This window comes from Streptomyces niveiscabiei, from assembly GCF_001419795.1.
In the GTDB taxonomy this organism is placed as follows: domain Bacteria; phylum Actinomycetota; class Actinomycetes; order Streptomycetales; family Streptomycetaceae; genus Streptomyces; species Streptomyces niveiscabiei.
The window spans coordinates 1-17,311 of the sequence record NZ_LIRL01000217.1; the positions used below are offsets into that span (position 1 = coordinate 1).

Genomic DNA, 17,311 nt, shown 5'->3' on the forward strand with positions numbered 1-17,311 from the left:
CGACGGCGTCGGCCAGCCGGCACAGGTGGACGATCTCGCTGCGGCGGTGCAGGGGCAGGGCGAGGACCGGGACGGCGCCGAGCCGCTGGAGGCCGAAGAAGACGGTGAAGAACTCGGGGACGTTGGGGAGCTGGAGGACCACCCGGTCCCCCGCCCGGACGCCGANNCGCCCGGCGACGCGGTCGGCGTCCTGGGCCAGCCGCGCGCGGTCCAGGCGCCGTGCGCCGTGCACGAGGGCGGTGCGGTGCGGCCGGGTGCGGGCCCAGTCCCGCAGCAGCCGGTCGAACGTCTCTCCTCGCCAGTGGCCCGCGGCCCGGTAGTGCGCGGCGAGTTCGTCGGGCCAGGGCGTACAGCCGTCCAGCACGTGAATCCCTTTCTGGTCGTATCCCGCTCGGTGGGGCTTGTCGAGCCCGCCGTTCATACTGTAGGAAATGAATATCATTTTCAATAACTGATGCCGTCGAAGCTGGTGAGCAGTGTCAGAACGCGATCCCTTGCAGTCGATCCGCCCCTTGCTGACGGACTGGCTCGGCCCCGAGGCCGAGCGGGTCGGTCCCCACGACAACCTGATCGAACAGGGCCTGGACTCCATCCGGCTGATGGCCGTGTCCGCGGCACTGCGCCGCGAGGGCGTCCGTCTGACGTTCGCGTCCCTCGCCCGCACCCCGACGCTGCACGCCTGGGCGGAACTGGCCGCCGAGCGATGTACCGGCGCCACCTCGAACGAGGCCGCCGGAGCGGGCCCGGACGACGACGAGACGTCCCCCTTCGACCTGGCCCTCATGCAGCACGCCTACTGGATCGGCCGCGGCGAGGAGCACGAACTCGGCGGCGTGGCCGCCCACTTCTACAACGAGTTCGACGGCGAGGGCGTCGACCCGCGCCGCCTGGAGCGTGCCGTACGCGCGCTGCTCGCCCGCCACGCGCAACTGCGCGCCGTGTTCGCCGACGACGGACGCCAGCACACACCGGCCACCTCCACCTGGCCGGGACTGCACGTGCACGATCTGCGCGCGCTGCCCGAGGACGAGGTGGACAACCGGCTGGCGGAGCTGCGCGACCGGCTGTCGCACCGCATGCTGCGGGTCGGCGAGGGCGAGGTCCTCGACGTACGGCTGTCGCTGCTGCCGGACGGCCGCACCCGCGTCCACCTGAACCTCGACATGCTCGCCGCCGACGCGCTGAGCCTGCGCGTCCTCCTCGCCGACCTGGCGGTCCTCTACCGCGGGGACGGCGACCTCTCCCCCATCGGCTACAGCTACCGGCGCTACCTCGCGGACCGCGCCGTACACGCCGAGCGGGAGCGCGACCGCGCCCGGGACGCCGCCTGGTGGGCCGCCCGGCTGCCGGACCTGCCCGGCGCGCCCGCGCTGCCCGTCGCCCAGGGCCCGGTACGGCCCCGGGTCGCCCGGCGCCACCACTGGCTGCCCCCGCAGGCGCGCGAGGCCCTGTTCGCCCGCGCGCACCGGCACGGGGTGACCCCGGCGATGGCGCTGGCCACCGCGTACTGCGAGGTGCTCGCCGCGTGGAGCGCCGAGCACCGCTTCCTGCTGAACGTGCCGCTCTTCGACCGCGAGCCGCTGCACCCCGATGTGCCCCTGCTCGTGGGCGACTTCACCGGTTCCGTGCTGCTCACCGCCGACATGGCGGGCGAGGCGCCCTTCCGGGAGCGGGCCCTCGGCGTGCAGGAACGGTTCCTCGGGGACGCGGCGCACGCCGCGTACTCCGGCGTCGAGGTGCTGCGCGACCTGAACCGCGCCCAGCACGGCGGCGGGCGGGTGCTGGCGCCGGTGGTGTTCACCAGCGCGCTGAACCTGGGCGAGCTGTTCTCCGAGGACGTCCGCGCCTGCTTCGGGCGTCCCGTGTGGATCATCTCGCAGGGGCCGCAGGTGTGGCTCGACGCGCAGGTCACGGAGCTCGACGGCGGTCTGCTGGTCAACTGGGACTCGCTGGAGGAGGCGTTCCCCGAGGGCACGCTCGACGCGATGTTCGCCGCCTTCCGCGCGCTCGTGGACTCCCTCGCCGCGTCCGACGCCCCCTGGGGCGCGCCCGTCCCGGACCTGCTGCCCGCGTCCCAGCGCGAGGCGCGCGACCGTGCCAACGCCACCGACGCGCCGCGCAGCGGTCTGCTGCTGCACGAGGACGTCCTCGGCCACGCCGAGCTGACCCCCGCCCGGCCCGCCCTGCTCTGGGGCACGGACGGGGTCCTCACCTACGGCGAACTCGCCGACCGGGCGCGGCGCATCGCCGCCGCGCTCGCCGCGCAGGCGGTCGGGCCCGGCGACCGGGTCGCCGTCTGCCTGCCCAAGGGGCCCGACCAGGTCGCGGCCGTGCTGGGCGTCCTGAGCGCGGGCGCGGCGTACGTGCCCGTCGGGCGCGACCACCCGCCGGCCCGCCGCGACCGCGTCCTGGCCTGGGCGGGGGCGCGGGTGGCCCTCGTCACCGAGGACACGGCACCGCTCCCGGCGGGTGTGGTGGGCCTGACGGTGGCGGACGCGCTGGCGCACGCTCCCGTCAAGGAGCCGGTGGCCGTCCCGGAGGGCGACCCGGCGTACATCCTGTTCACCTCGGGCTCCACCGGCGAGCCCAAGGGTGTCGTGGTGCCGCACCGGGCGGCCCGCAACACCGTCGACGACCTCACCGCACGGTTCGGGGTGAGCGGCGGCGACCGGACGTTCGCGCTGTCCGCCCTCGACTTCGACCTGTCGGTGTTCGACCTGTTCGGGGCGCTGTCCGTGGGCGGCGCTGTCGTCCTGGTCGCGGAGGAGGACCGCAAGGACGCGGCGAGCTGGCACACGCTGATGGCGCGGCACCGGGTCACCGTCCTCAACTGCGTGCCGTCCGTGCTGGACATGCTGCTCAGCACCGCCGGGGGCGGCCCTGCCGGGCTGCGGCTGGTGCTGCTCGGCGGCGACTGGGTGGGGGCAGAGCTGCCGGGGAGGCTCGCGGAACGCTCACCGGGCTGCCGGTTCGTGGCGCTCGGCGGCACGACGGAGACCGCGATCCACTCCACCGTGTGCGAGGTCACCGGGGGCGAGGTGCCCGCGGAGTGGACGTCGGTGCCGTACGGGACGCCGCTGCGCAACGTGCGCCTGCGCGTCGTCGACGCCCGGGGCCGGGACTGCCCCGACCGGGTGCCGGGCGAGCTGTGGATCGGCGGGGCCGGGGTGGCCGACGGCTACCTGGGCGATCCGGAGCGCACCGCCGACCGGTTCGTGCAGTACGACGGGGTGCGCTGGTACCGCACCGGCGACCTGGCCCGCTACCTGCCCGGCGGCGGCGTCGAGTTCCTCGGCCGGGCCGACTCCCAGGTCAAGCTGCGCGGTCACCGGGTGGAGCTGGGTGAGGTGGAAGCGGCGCTGGAGCGGGCTCCCGGTGTGGGCCGTGCGGTCGCGGCCGTCGGCGCGGACGGTGTGCTGGCCGCGGCCTACGCGCCGGCTCCCGTCGCCGGGGGCGGGCCCGTCGAAGGCGTCCGGACGCAGGTGGTGGGGGCCCGGCCCGATCCGCTGGAGACGGAGGTCGTGGCGCACGTCATCGGCCGCGTCCTCGACGGCGGGCCGCGTCCGGCGAAGGATCTGCGCGGGCTCGTCCACCTGTGGCGCGCGTGGCTGCACCGCCACCCTGAGCCGTCCGGCGGAGACGACCTGGCCCGGCGCGTCGCCGGGACCCGGTTCGCGCCCGTGCTCGCCCGGCTCCTCGAACGGCTGCCGGACCTGCGGGCCATGCTCGCCGGTGAGCGCGACCCGCTGGAACTCCTCGACGACCCGGTGCTGTCCCCGGAGGCGGCGCTGGACGCGCTGCCGGGCGGTGAGGAGGCGGCGACGGCCTGCGCCGACGCGCTGCGCGCCCTCGCGGCACAGGCCGGGGGGCGTGCGCTGCGGGTCGCGGTCGTCGGGGCACGAGGCGGGCTCGGCGCCCTGCGGGTCGCCGGGCAACTCCCCGTGGACCTGGTGCGGTTGACGCTTCTCGACCCATCCCCCGCACTGCTCGAACGTGCCCGGGAGCGGTTCGCCGCGTCGCCGCACGACGTGCACTGCCAGGCGCTGCCCGACGGCGCGCTGCCGGAGGGGCTGCCCGGCGCGTTCGACGCCGTCCTGGCGCTGGGCTCCCTGCACGCCTTCGACGATCCGGCGGCGGGCGCGGCCCAGGCGGCTGCCCTGCTGGCTCCCGGTGGCGTGCTGCTCGCGGTGGAGCAGGGCAGTCTTCCGCCGCTCGGCCTGATCTGCGCCGCGCTGCCCACCCGGGCCTTCGCGGACGCGGACCCGGCCCGCCGGGCGGCCGGCAGTCCGCTGCTGCCGCCCGCCGCGTGGGAACAGGTGCTGCGCGCCCAGGGGTTCGCCGAGGTGGACACGGACGTACGCCGCGAGGAGCCCGCGCTGCTGATCCGCGCGGTCCGCGACCCGCACGCCCCGCCGTGCGACACCGGCGCCGTGCGCGCGGTCGCCGCCGGGCAGGTGCCGTCGTACATGGTCCCCGACCGGCTGGTCCTGCTGCCGGTCATGCCGCTCACCGCCAACGGCAAGGTCGACCGGCGGGCCGTGCGCGAGCTGCTCGGGCGGCAGGCGGCGGCCGGGGCGTCCGCGCGGGGGCGGCAGGGCACGCCGCCTCGCCCGGGTGCCGAGGAACTGGTCGCCGAGGTGTGGCGCGACCTGCTCGGGGTCCGCGCGGTGCTGCGCGAGGACGACTTCTTCGCGCTCGGCGGCGACAGCCTGCTCGCCACGCGGATGCTGCACCGGCTCGGTGAGCGCGGGGTGCGCGACGCCCGGATCGCGGGCCTGTTCACGGCCCCCGTGCTGAAGGAGTACGCCGCCACGCTCACCCTGGACGGCGCCCGGCCCGTACTGCCCGAGTTGGTGGCGGACCCCGAGCACGCGCACGAGCCGTTCCCCGCGACGGACGTGCAGCGCGCGTACTGGCTGGGGCGGGCGCGGGAGATGCGGCTCGGCGGCGTCGGGTCCCACTACTACTCGGAGTTCGAGGCGCCCTCGGTCGACGTGCCCCGGCTGGAGCTGGCCTGGCGGCGGCTGATCGACCGGCATCCGATGCTGCGGGCCGTGTTCGACGAGGACGGACGGCAACAAGTCCTCGCCTCCGTACCCGAGTTCACGATCCCCGTCGCCGAGGGCGAGGAACAGCTCGCCGTGCTGCGCGAGGAGATGTCCCACCAGGTCCTCGACCCGTCCCGCTGGCCCCTGTTCGACGTCCGCGCCGTGCGCTGCGGCGACGGGCGGACCCGGATCGGGGTGAGCCTGGACAACCTGATCCTCGACGGCCTCAGCATGATGACGGTCTTCACCGAGCTGGGCGCCCTGTACGCCGACCCCGACGCCGAACTCCCCGCCGTGGAGGCGACGTTCCGGGACTACCTGACCTCGGTGCGGCCCGCGCCCGAGACGCTGGACGCCGACCGGGCGTACTGGCGGGAGCGGCTGCCCGAGCTGCCCCCGGCGCCCCGGCTGCCCCTCCTGCGCGACCCCGCCACGCTGGGCCGGCCCCGTTTCGCGCGCACCTCGGGGGAGCTCGGCGCGGAGCGCTGGCAGCGGCTCAAGGCGCGGGCGCGCGAGCACGGCGTCACCCCGTCGGCGCTGCTCCTGGCCGCCTACGCGGAGGTGCTGGGCGCCTGGAGCGAGAGCCCCGAACTGACCGTCAACCTCACTCTGTTCGACCGGCAGGAGATCCACCCGGACATCAACCGGGTGCTGGGCGACTTCACCTCGCTGCTGCTCGCCGCGCACCGGCCGCGGGCGGGCGAGGACTGGCTGACCCGGGTGCGCGGGCTCCAGGAGCAGCTGTGGCGCGACCTGGACCACCGCTCGGTGTCCGCCGTGTGGGTGATGCGGGAGCTGGCCCGCGCCCGCGGGGAGCGGGACGCGGCCGTGCCGGTGGTGTTCACCAGCGCGCTCGGCGTCGACGACGGCGTGTCCATGGACGCGCCGGACGGGTTCCCGGCGCGCGTGTGGGGGGTCAGCCAGACCCCGCAGGTGTGGCTCGACCTCCAGGTGTACGAGGGCCGGGACGGGTCGCTGCGCCACCAGTGGGACGCGGTGCGGGAGTTGTTCCCGGACGGGCTCGTCGAGACGATGTCCGCCGCGTTCGGCACGCTGCTGCGCCGCCTGTGCGACGGCGACTGGCGTGCGCCCCGGCCCGCCCTGCTGCCCGCCGGGCAGCGCGCGGTGCGTGAGCGCGTCAACGCCACGGGGCTGCCCGGCGGTCACCGCGCGCTGCACCTGCCGTTCTTCGACCGGGCCGCCGCCGATCCGCGTCCCGCCGCGCTGCTGTGGGGCGAGGACGGGGTCATGACCCGGGGTGAGCTGCGCGAGCGTGCGCTGCGTATCGCCGCCGCGCTGGCGGCGCGCGGGGTCGTCCCCGGGGACACGGTCGCCGTGTCGCTGCCCAAGGGTGCGGACCAGGTCGCCGCCGTGCTCGGGGTGGCCGCCGCCGGGGCGGCGTACGTGCCCGTCGGCGCCGACCAGCCGCCGGTGCGGCGCGAGCGGATGCTGCGGGCCTCGGGGGCGCGCTGCGTCCTCGACGCGGAGTTCCTGGCCCGGCCGCTGCCGAAGCCCCTGGCGGCCCCGGTGGCCGGCGACCCCGACTCCTGCGCGTACATCATCTTCACCTCGGGGTCCACGGGTGAGCCCAAGGGCGTCGAGGTGACGCACCGGGCCGCCGCGAACACCGTGGAGGACATCACCGAACGGCACGGCATCGGCCCCGCCGACCGGGTCCTCGCGGTCTCCGCGCTCGACTTCGACCTGTCCGTGTACGACGTGTTCGGGCTGCTCGGCGCGGGCGGCGCGCTCGTGCTGGTCGCCGAGGACGAGCGCCGTGACGCCCAGCGCTGGCGTGATCTGGCCGTGCGGCACGGCGTCACCGTCTGGAACTCGGTGCCGATGCTCCTGGACATGCTCCTCACGGCCTCCGCCGGGCAGGCGCCGCCGGGGCTGCGCGTCGCGCTGGTCTCCGGCGACTGGGTGCCGCTCGACCTGGCCGGGCGGCTGGCCGAGGCGTCCCGGGGCCGCTGCGGGCTGACCGCGATGGGCGGCGCGACCGAGGCCGCGATCTGGTCCAACGCCTACGACGCCACGGGCGGCGCCCCGGAGGGCTGGCCCTCGGTGCCGTACGGGACTCCGCTGCGCGGTCAGCGGTTCCGGGTCGTCGGGCCGCTCGGCGAGGACTGCCCGGAGTGGGTGCCCGGCGAGCTGTGGATCGGCGGGGCCGGGGTGGCCACCGGCTACCGGGGCGACCCGGAGCGCACCGCGGACCGGTTCGTGACGGACGCCGGGGAGCGCTGGTACCGCACCGGCGACCTGGGCCGCTACCGGCCCGGCGGGCTGCTGGAGTTCCTGGGGCGCCGCGACCATCAGCTGAAGATCCGCGGCCATCGCACCGAGCTCGGCGAGGTCGACGCTGCGCTCCTCGCGCAGCCGGGCGTCGCCCGTGCGGTGACCGTGGCGACCGGGCCGCGCGGGCAGCAGCGGCTGACCGCGTTCCTGGTGCCGGAGGGCGCCCTCGACCTGGCCGGGCTGGAGCGGCGGCTCCCGGAGCGGCTGCCCGCGCACGCCGTGCCCTCCGCGTTCGTCCCGCTGCCCGAGGGGCTGCCGCTGACGGCCAACGGCAAGGTGGACCGGGCCGCGCTGGCCGCGTGGGCGGAGTCGGCCGCAGTGCCGTCGGGCGGGGACACGGAGCCGACCGGGCCGGTGGAGGAGCTGGTCGCCGCCGTGTGGCGGGAGCTGCTGGGCGCCGGACGGGTCGGCAGGGACGACGACTTCTTCGCCCTCGGCGGCGACAGCCTGCTCGCCACCCGTCTCGTGGCCCGGCTGCGCGAGGCCGGGCTGAGCGGGGCCCGTATCGCGGGCCTGTTCACGCGCCCCGTGCTGAAGGAGTACGCCGCGACGCTCACCCTCGACGCCGGGCGGCCCGTCACGGCGCCCGCGCTGGTGCTCGACCCGGAGCACGCGCACGAGCCGTTCCCGGCGACCGACGTGCAGCGGGCGTACTGGATCGGGCGGACGGCGCAGCTGGATCTGGGCGGCGTCGGCTCGCACTACTACAGCGAGACGGACGAGGAGCACACCGACGTCGCCGCCCTGGAGCGGGCCTGGCGGCGGCTGATCGACCGGCATCCGATGCTGCGGGCCGTGTTCGACGAGGACGGACGGCAACAAGTCCTCGCGACCGTACCCGAGTTCACGATCCCCGTCGCCGAGGGCGAGGAACAGCTCGCCGTGCTGCGCGAGGAGATGTCCCACCAGGTCCTCGACCCGTCCCGCTGGCCCCTGTTCGACGTCCGCGCCGTGCACTACACGGCAGCGGACGGGGAGCGCCGTACGCGGATCGGGGTCAGCCTGGACAACCTGGTCCTCGACGGGCTCAGCATGATGATCGTCTTCACCGAGCTGCGGCAGCTCCGGGACGATCCCGGCGTCGAACTGCCGCCGGTGGAGCCGACGTTCCGGGACTACCTGACCTCGGTGCGGCCCGCGCCGGAGGCCGTGGCCGCCGACCGGGCGTACTGGCGGGAGCGGCTGCCGGAGCTGCCCCCGGCGCCCCGGCTGCCCCTGCTGCGCGAGCCGTCCGCCGTCGGGCGCCCGCGCTTCGCGCGCCGGGCGGCGCACCTGCCGCCACAGGTGTGGGCGCGGCTCCAGGACCGGGCCCGGGCCCACGGCATCACCCCGTCGGTCCTCCTCCTGGGCGTGTACGCGGAGGCTTTGGGCGAGCAGGCGGAGAGTCCCGAACTCACCGTGAACCTCACCCTGTTCGACCGGCAGGAGGTCCATCCGCACATCAACCGGATCGCGGGCGACTTCACCTCGCTGCTGCTGGCCGCCCACCGTCCGCGAGCGGGCGAGTCCTGGCTCGCGCGGCTGCGCGGGCTCCAGGCGCGGCTGTGGACCGACCTCGACCACCGGGCGGTCTCGGCCGTGTGGGTGATGCGGCAGCTCGCCCAGGAACGCGGGCCGCAGCAGGCGGCCATGCCCGTGGTGTTCACCAGCGCGCTCGGCATCGACGACGAGCGGGCCCGGCTGCTGACGCCACCGCACTGGTCCGTGTCCCAGACGCCGCAGGTCTGGCTCGACCACCAGGTCCTGGAGGACGCCGACGGGCTCAGGCTCACCTGGGACGCGGTGACCGGCCTCCTGCCCGACGACCTGCCGCAGAACCTGATGGACCGTCAGCTCGCCCTGCTGGACGAGCTGTCCGCCACGGACGACTGGGACGCGCTGATCCTCGGGACGGGTCTCGCGGACGGCGAGCGAGCCGCGATGCCCACCGCCCCGGCCGTCCGGGCCGACGCGGGCGGCTCGCCACGCGGCGCCACCGAGGAACTCGTGGCCGCGCTCTGGTCCGAGCTGCTGCCCGACAGCCCGCCCGCGGGCCGGGACCAGGGCTTCTTCACGGCCGGCGGCGACAGCCTCCTGGCCACCCGCCTGATCGCGCGACTGCGCGAACGAACCGGCGTGGAAGTCCCGTTGAGGACGTTCTTCGCCCACCCGACGGTGGCCGCTCTCGGCGCCGCCGTCACCCACCGCACGACCGAACACACCATCGAACAGAACTGGGAAGAGGGGGAGCTGTGAGCGCCGCCGAGCTGGTGTCGGAACTGGCCGCCGTCGGAGTCGAGCTGTGGGAGGAGGACGGCCGCATCCGTTTCCGGGCGCCTCAGGGCGCCCTCACCGAGGAGTTGCGCGAGCGGCTGCGCGACGGCCGCGACGCCGTACTCGCCCATCTGCGCGACCCGTTCGCCGAGCCCCTGGTGCCCGACCCCGACGGGCGGCACCTGCCGTTCCCGCTGACCGAGGTGCAGTCCTCGTACCTCCTGGGCCGCACGGACGCCTTCGCCTACGGCGGGATCGGCTGCCACGCCTACCTGGAGTACGAGCTGCCGGGCACCGTCGCCGCGGAGCGGGTGGCCAGCGCCTGGGACGCGCTGGTGGAGCGGCACGACGCGCTGCGCACCGTGTACCACCCGGACGGCCAGCAGGTCCTCAAGGACGTGCCGCCGCACCGGATACCCGTCGCCGGGGCCGAGGAGGCCGGGCGGATCCGCGGCGAGCTGGCGCAGCGCACGTACGACCCGGCCGTGTGGCCGCTGTTCGACGTACGGCTCACCGCGTCCCCGGAGCGGCTGCTCGTGCACCTCTCCGTCGACCTGCTGGTCACCGACTTCTCGGGCGTCCAGCAACTCCTGGGCGAGCTGGAGCAGTTGTGCCTGGAGCCGGAGCGTCCGCTCGACCCCGTACCGGTCTCCTTCCGTGACCATGTGCTGGCCGAGCGGCGGCTGCGCGACAGCGCCCGCTGGGCGCGGGACCGGGACTACTGGCTGGAGCGCCTCGACGCGCTGCCGCCCGCGCCCGACCTGCCGGTCCTGGCCGAGGAGCCGGGCGGGGAGGTGCGGTTCCGGCGGCTCGCGGAGCGGCTGACCGCCGAGGAGGCGGCGGCGCTGCGGGGCCGGGCCTCCGCGCGCGACCTGACCGTGTCGACGGTGCTGCTCGCCGCCTACGCCGAGATCGTCGGCCGGTGGAGCGCCAAGCCGCGCTTCACGCTCAACCTGCCGGTCTTCGCCAAGCGTCCGGTGCACCCCGACATCGGCCGGGTGGTCGGCGACTTCACGTCCGTGACGCTGCTGGCGGTCGAGCCCGAGGCCGGGACGTCCTTCGCGCAGCGGGCCCGGGCGCTCGGCGGGCAGCTCTTCGAGGACCTCGACCACGGGCTGTACTCGGGCGTCGAGGTGCTGCGCGAGGCGGCCCGCCGCTCGGCGCCCGCGCTGATGCCGGTGGTGTTCACCAGCACGCTCCAGGGCACCGAGGCGCCGCAGAGCGGCGTCGGGCGGGTGGTGTACGGGGTGACGCAGACGCCGCAGGTGTGGATCGACTGCCAGGTGATGGAGTCGGGCGGCGAGATCCTGCTGGGCTGGGACGTCCGGGAGGGCGTCCTGCCGGAGGGGGCTGCGGACGACGCGTTCGGCGCGTTCGCCGCGCTCGTCCGGGAGCTGGCCGGGTCCGACGCGCCGTGGGACGGCGGCGATCCGGTGCGGCTGCCGCGGGCGCAGGCCGCCCGGCACGCGGCGGCCAACGCCACCGGGCGACCGCTGCCGGACGGGCTGCTGCACGAGCGGGTCTTCACCGCTGCCGCCGCCCACGCCGCCCGGCCGGCGGTCGTCGCGCCCGACCGCACGCTGACCTACGCCGACCTCGTCGCGTACGCCCACGCGGTGGCCGCGCGGCTGCGCGAGACGGGGGCCGCGGCGGGCGACCGGGTGGCGATCGTGATGGACAAGGGCTGGGAGCAGATCCCGGCCGTGCTCGGCGCCCTGCACGCCGGCTGCGTCTACGTGCCCGTCGACACCGTCCACCCGCCCGCGCGCCGCGCCCAGGTCCTGGCCTCCAGCGGAGCGCGGGCCGTCCTCACGCAGACACACCTCGACGGCACGTTCGCGGTGCCGTCGATCGCCGTGGACACCCTGGAGCCGTCGTCGCACGCGCCCGAGCCACGGCGGGTGGACCCCGGCGAGGCGGCGTACATCATCTACACCTCCGGTTCGACCGGTGAGCCCAAGGGCGTCACCGTCTCGCACCGGGCGGCGCTCAACACGGTCGCCGACATCGACGACCGGTTCGGCGTGGGCCCCGACGACCGGGTCCTGGGCCTCGCCCAGCTGGGCTTCGACCTGTCCGTGTACGACATCTTCGGCCCGCTGGCCCACGGCGGCGCACTCGTCCTGCCGGACCCGGAGCGGCGCGGCGACCCCTCGCACTGGGCCGGCCTTGCGGCCCGCCACCGGGTGACACTGTGGAACTCGGTGCCCGCCCAGCTCCAGATGCTGCACGACTACCTGGCCTCCGCCACCGGCTCCGGAGACGTGGCGGGCCTGTCGGACCTGCGGCTCGGGCTGCTGTCCGGCGACTGGATCCCGGTCCGGCTGCCGGACCGGGTGCGCGCCCTGCTGCCGGGGCTGCGGCTGATCAGCCTCGGCGGGGCGACCGAGGCGGCGATCTGGTCCATCCACCACCCCGTCGAGGAGCCCGTCGACCCGGACCGGCCGAGCATCCTGTACGGCAGGCCGCTCGCCAACCAGACCTTCCACGTCCTGGACGAGGCCCTGCGCCCGCGCCCGGACTGGGTGCCGGGCGAGCTGTGCATCGGCGGCAGCGGGCTGGCGCTCGGCTACCACGGCGACCCGGAGGCCACGGCCCGGCGGTTCGTCGTCCATCCCGTGACCGGCGAGCGGCTGTACCGCACCGGTGACCTGGGCCGGTGGCTGCCGAGCGGCGACATCGAGTTCCTGGGCCGCGAGGACGGGCAGGTCAAGATCCGCGGGCACCGCATCGAACTCGCCGAGGTCGAGGCCGCGTTGACGGGCCATCCGGCGATCGGGGCGGCTGCCGCCCTGGCCGTCGGCGACGATCCGCTGCAACGCCGGCTGGTCGCCTTCGCGCAGCCGGCGCGCCGCGCGGACGGACCGGCCGCCGGGCCGGACGAGGCCCTGGTGCGGGACGCCCGTGCGGCGGGTGAGGCGGTCGCGGTCGCCGAGCCGGAGCTGATCGGCGCGTTCGCCCGGCTGCTGGACGAGGCGTCGCTGGCGTCGATGCTGGAGGCGCTGCGGGCCCGCGGCCTGTTCGCGGCGCCCGGCGCCGTGCACGGCGCCGACGAGGTGGCCGCGACGGCGGCCGTACCGCGCCACCACCGGGTGATCCGGCGCTGGCTGTCGGTGCTGGCCGGCGAGGGCCTGTTGGAGGTGCTGGAGCCGGGCCGCTACCGGCTCGCCGGGCAGCCCCCGTCGGCGTCGGCGGCCTGGGACCGGGTGGCCGCCGTGTGGAGCGACGAGCTGGGCCCGGTCGAGCTGCTGGCCTATCTGCGGGCCAACGCGGACCAGTTGGGCGAGCTGATGCGGGACCGGGTCGGCGCGGTCGACCTGCTGTTCCCCGAGGCCCGGATGGAGACGGCCGACGCCGCCTATCGCGAGAACGTCATGTCCGCCTACCTCAACCGCGTCCTCGCCGCCGCCCTGCGCTCGGCGGCCGAGGGGCTGGCTCCCGGCCGGCCGCTGCGCGTGCTGGAGGTGGGCGCCGGGACCGGGGCGAGCACGGCGGGCGCGCTCGCCGCCCTCGACGGGCATCCGGTGGAGTGGCTGTTCACGGATGTCAGCCCCTTCTTCCTGGACCGGGCGCGCGAACGGTTCGGCCCCGACCCGCGGCTGCGGTACGGGCTGTACGACGTGGACGGCGACCCGGCCGAGCAGGGCCTGTCCCCCGACGCGTACGACGTGGTGGTGTGCGCGGGCGTGCTGAACAACGCCCGGGACACGGCGGCGGCGCTCACCGCGCTGCGCTCGCTGCTCGTCCCCGGCGGGCTGCTGCTGGTCACCGAACCGACCCGGGAGCACTACGAGATCCTGATCTCGCAGGCGTTCATGATGACCGGCGCCGAGGATGTGCGGCGCAGCGGCGGGTCCGACGCCACGTTCGTGACCCGTGAGCAGTGGCTGCGGCTCTTCACGGAGGCGGGCGGGCGCACCGAGGTGTGTCTCCCGCAGGCGGGACACGTCCTGGAGCCGCTGGGGCAGCACGTCTTCGCCGTCCGCTTCAAGGCCGACCGCGCGCACGTCGACCCGGCCGAGGTCGGCGACCACCTCGCGGCCCGGCTCCCGGCCTACATGCTGCCCGCCGCGCTGCACATCGTGGACGGGCTCCCGCTCACGGCCAACGGCAAGGTGGACCGCAAGGCCCTGGCCCGGCGCGCCGCTGCCGCCGCCGTCGCCGTCGCGGTGGAGGAGGCCCCGGACCGGGCCGAGCAGGCGGGGCCCGCCGACGCGCTGGAGGAGCGGCTCGCCGAGGTCGTCGCCCGAGCGCTGGGTGCCGCGTCCGTCGACCGTGAGCGCAGCCTCTTCGAGCTCGGCGCGGACTCGCTGATCCTCGCCCAGCTGTCCGCCCGGCTGATCGAGGAGGTGCCCGAGGCGGCGGAGCAGCAGTTCGACACGTTGCTGCGGGAACTGCTGAACCGGCCGACGGTCGCCGCCCTGGCCCGCCATCTGCGGGGTGCGGGCGAGGCGGCCGGTGCGGGGGCGGGCGAGGCGAGCGCGCTGCTGCCGCTCGGTGACGCGCCGGACGGCGGGGTGCTCCAGGTGCTGGTGCACGAGGGGATCGGCACCATGGCCCCCTACCGGGACCTCGCCACCCAGTTGGCCGGCTACGGGCCGCTCGTCGGGCTGGCCGTCGGCGACGTGGACGCGTGCGTGGACCTTCCGGCGGAGAGGTTCGTGGAACTGCTCGCGGCCGAGCACGTCCGGCGGCTGACCGCGACCGGAGCCGGACGGTTCCGGCTCACCGGCTACTGCCTGGGCGGACAGCTCGCCACCGAGATCGCCCGGCAGCTCACCGAGAGCGGGGCGCACGTCGAACAGCTGACGGTGGTCAGCAGCAGCCCGCCCGCGTTCGTGTGCGAGGACGAGTTGCTGATCGAGCACGCCTTCGCGCGGGTGCTGGGCGCCGACCCGGTGGCGGCCGGGTACCCGGACGACGAGGAGGAGCTGGGCGCCGCGCTGCGGGCCGTCCTGGAGGCCACGCCCGGCCGGGTGCCGGCCGGCGCCTTCGCCGCGCTGTGCGGTGAACCGCGCCTGGAGGCGGTGGCCCGCCGGATGCGCGCGCTGGGCGAGGTGCCGCAGCCCCAGCGGCTGGCGGCCATCGCGCGCACCCTGGGCGGGGACGGCGAGGCGGCCCATGTGCCGGGCCTGTACCGGGTGTTCCGGCACGCCTTCGCCGCCGCCTCGCTGCACACCACCCAGCCGTACGCGGGTGACATCACCCTCGTGCGCCCGCGCGGCCGGCTGCGGTTCCTGGCCGGGTTCGGGCAGGAGGCGGACGAGCTGTGGCGCGAGGTGTGCCTCGGCGACCTGACGGTGGTCGACGTCGACGGCGACCACTTCGGCTGCCTGCGCGCCCCGCACGCCGCCCAGGTGGCCTCGGCGGCCGGCGGCACGCCGTGAGGCGCGGCGCCCCGGTCGCGGTGGGCGTGGTCGGGGCGGGCGGCTCGGTGGGCCGGGCCGTGCTGGCGGAGTTGCTGCGGCTCGGCGTCGGGCCGGTGCGGGCGGCGGTACGCCGCCCGCCCGGCCGGCCCCTGCCCGCCGGGGTGGAGGTATGGCCGGACCCGGTCGACGTGGCCGACGCCCGCGCCCTCGCCGCGTTCTGCGCCGGCTGCCGCGTCGTCGTCAACACCACCGGGCCCGTCCGGGCCGTCGGCCACCAGGTCGCCGAGGCCGCCCTCGCGGCAGGCGCGGACCTGGCCGACGTCAACGACACCACCGAACTGCCAGGGCCGCCGCCGTACGAGCGGCTGCTGCGGTGGCGGACGACGGTGATCGGGGCCGGCTCGATGCCGGGTCTCGCGGGCCTGCTGCCGGGGCTCCTGTTCCCCGGCCCGCCCGGGGCCGGTGGCCCGCCCGGCATCCTGACGGTTCGCGTCGGTGGGCTTCCGCACTTTCCGCCCGCCGCGGCCCGGGACTTCATGGACCGGCTCGCGCGGCCGGGCGGTGAGGTGACCGCCGTGTGGCGCGGCGGGCGCCGGGTGGCCGGGGCCCTCGCGGTGGAGCGCGGGGTTCGGCTGCCGTACTTCGCGGGGGACGTGACGGCGATCCCGTACCTCACCGAGGAGGCCGTGGGGGTCGCCCGGCGGTACGGGGTCGGCGAGGTGCGCTGGTACACGGTGTTCGGCGGGGAGGCCACCCGGGCCGTCCTGGACCGGTACCGCGCCGGGCTCGCCCCGGGTCCGGACGTGGACCGGGCGGCGGAGGAGCTGTCGCGGGCCACGCTCACCGACCTCGCCGGGCGGACGCCGTACCACGTCGTCACCTGCGAGCTCGACGGGCGCGGCGCCCTGGTGCTCACCGGCACCGACTCCTCGGCCCTGACCGGCACGGCCTGCGCGCACGCCGCGCTCGCCCTGCTCGACGGCGGGCTCCCGCCCGGGCAGCTGCACTTCGCCGGCCTGCCCGACCCCGGCGGCACGGTCCGCCGTATCGCCCGGTCCCCCGCCGTACGCGGCCTGCGTCTGCTGGACGGCCCGCTGGCCCATCTGCCCGTGGAAGAAGGAACCCTGTGACCCGAGAGAAGCCCGTGACCCGAGTCGTCGTCTGCGGTACCGGTTTCGGCCGCGTCTACCTCAGCGCCTTCCGGAATCCGGGCCCGGATCTCCCGCTCCGCCTGACCGGCGTCCTCGGCCGGGGCAGCGCCCGCTCCAAGGCCTGCGCCGAGCGCTACGGCGTCCCCCTGCTCACCGACCCGGACGACGTGCCCCACCTCGCCGACCTGGCCTGTGTGGTCGTACCCAACGGGGTCGGCGGCGGGGAGGGCGCCGCGCTCGCGCAGCGGCTGATGGACCAGGGGGTGCACGTGCTGCACGAGCACCCGATCCACCGGGTGGAGCTGGCGGCGTGCCTGCGCTCCGCGCGCGCGAACGGCGTCCAGTACCGGCTGAACACCTTCTATCCGCACCTCGCGCCGGTACGCCGCTTCCTCGCCGCCGCCCGGCATCTGGCGGGGCGGCAGGAGCTGCTGTACGCGGAAGGCGCCTGCGCCATCCATGTGGCGTACGACCTGGTCGACATCCTCGGCCAGGCGCTCGGCGGGCTGCGGCCCTGGCAGTTCACCGGTCCCGCGCCCGGCGGGGGGCCGTTCAGCACGCTGGAGGGCCGGCTGAACGGCGTCCCGGTCACCCTGCGCGTCCTGAACCAGCTCGATCCGGAGGACCCCGACAACCACACCCACCTGCTGCACCGCGCCGCGCTCGGCTTCAGCGGCGGCACCCTCACCCTGGCGAGCACGCACGGCCCCGTGCTGTGGAGCCCGGCCCTGCCCGCGCCCCGGGGTGACGACGGCGAGCTGGACTTCGACAGCGAGGCCCACCGGCTGGTGCGGCTGCCGAGCGTGCAGCCGGTCGGCCCGGCCGAGGCTCCTACGCACCGGGAGGTGTACACGGAGGTCTGGCCGGAGGGCGTACGGCGGGCGCTGCGGGCCATGGCGGGCGCGGCCGAGGCGGGCGAGGACCCGTTGCGGGCGGGCCAGTACCACCTGACGCTCAGCGAGATCTGGGAGGACCTCACGGCCCGGCTCGGCTACCCCGAGCTGGTCCGGCGCCCCGCGCCCGAGCCGGTGACCGCGCCGGACCAGCTCGGGGTAGCCGAGCCGGGCCGTGAGGTCCTCCCAGATCTCGCTGAGCGTCAGGTGGTACTGGCCCGCCCGCAACGGGTCCTCGCCCGCCTCGGCCGCGCCCGCCATGGCACGCAGCCCCCGCCGTACGCCCTCCGGCCACACCGCCG

General features: G+C 76.1%; 5 protein-coding genes and 1 pseudogene. 4 read left to right on the forward strand and 2 right to left on the reverse strand.

Going from position 1 to position 17,311, the window contains the following annotated elements; translation table 11 throughout:
• Both AOK24_RS50480 and AOK24_RS52475 read right to left on the reverse strand, forming a co-directional pair.
• On the reverse strand, positions 1-165 hold a 165-nt coding region (locus AOK24_RS50480), incomplete at both ends, for an AMP-binding protein (protein WP_240553837.1).
• Between the two features lie 2 nt (positions 166-167).
• Positions 168-592 (reverse strand): annotated as a pseudogene (locus AOK24_RS52475) (hypothetical protein); the annotation flags it as partial.
• Between AOK24_RS52475 and AOK24_RS12105 the strand changes: the two are divergent.
• The 4 genes from AOK24_RS12105 to AOK24_RS12120 all read left to right on the forward strand — a co-directional run.
• Positions 477-9,578, forward strand: coding sequence for a non-ribosomal peptide synthetase (locus tag AOK24_RS12105; RefSeq protein ID WP_079056774.1), 9,102 nt, complete (start codon positions 477-479; stop codon positions 9,576-9,578). The pseudogene AOK24_RS52475 and the gene AOK24_RS12105 overlap by 116 nt on opposite strands.
• Positions 9,575-14,983, forward strand: a complete 5,409-nt coding sequence (locus AOK24_RS52260; RefSeq protein WP_063799435.1) for a non-ribosomal peptide synthetase — start codon at positions 9,575-9,577, stop codon at positions 14,981-14,983. The genes AOK24_RS12105 and AOK24_RS52260 overlap by 4 nt, the downstream gene beginning before the upstream one ends.
• Positions 14,980-16,095, forward strand: coding sequence for a saccharopine dehydrogenase NADP-binding domain-containing protein (locus AOK24_RS48440; protein WP_055720067.1), 1,116 nt, complete (start codon positions 14,980-14,982; stop codon positions 16,093-16,095). Before AOK24_RS52260 ends, AOK24_RS48440 begins: the two co-directional genes overlap by 4 nt.
• The coding region (locus AOK24_RS12120; protein WP_063799436.1) for a Gfo/Idh/MocA family oxidoreductase at positions 16,092-17,311 on the forward strand (1,220 nt) is incomplete at its 3' end. The genes AOK24_RS48440 and AOK24_RS12120, both read left to right, overlap by 4 nt.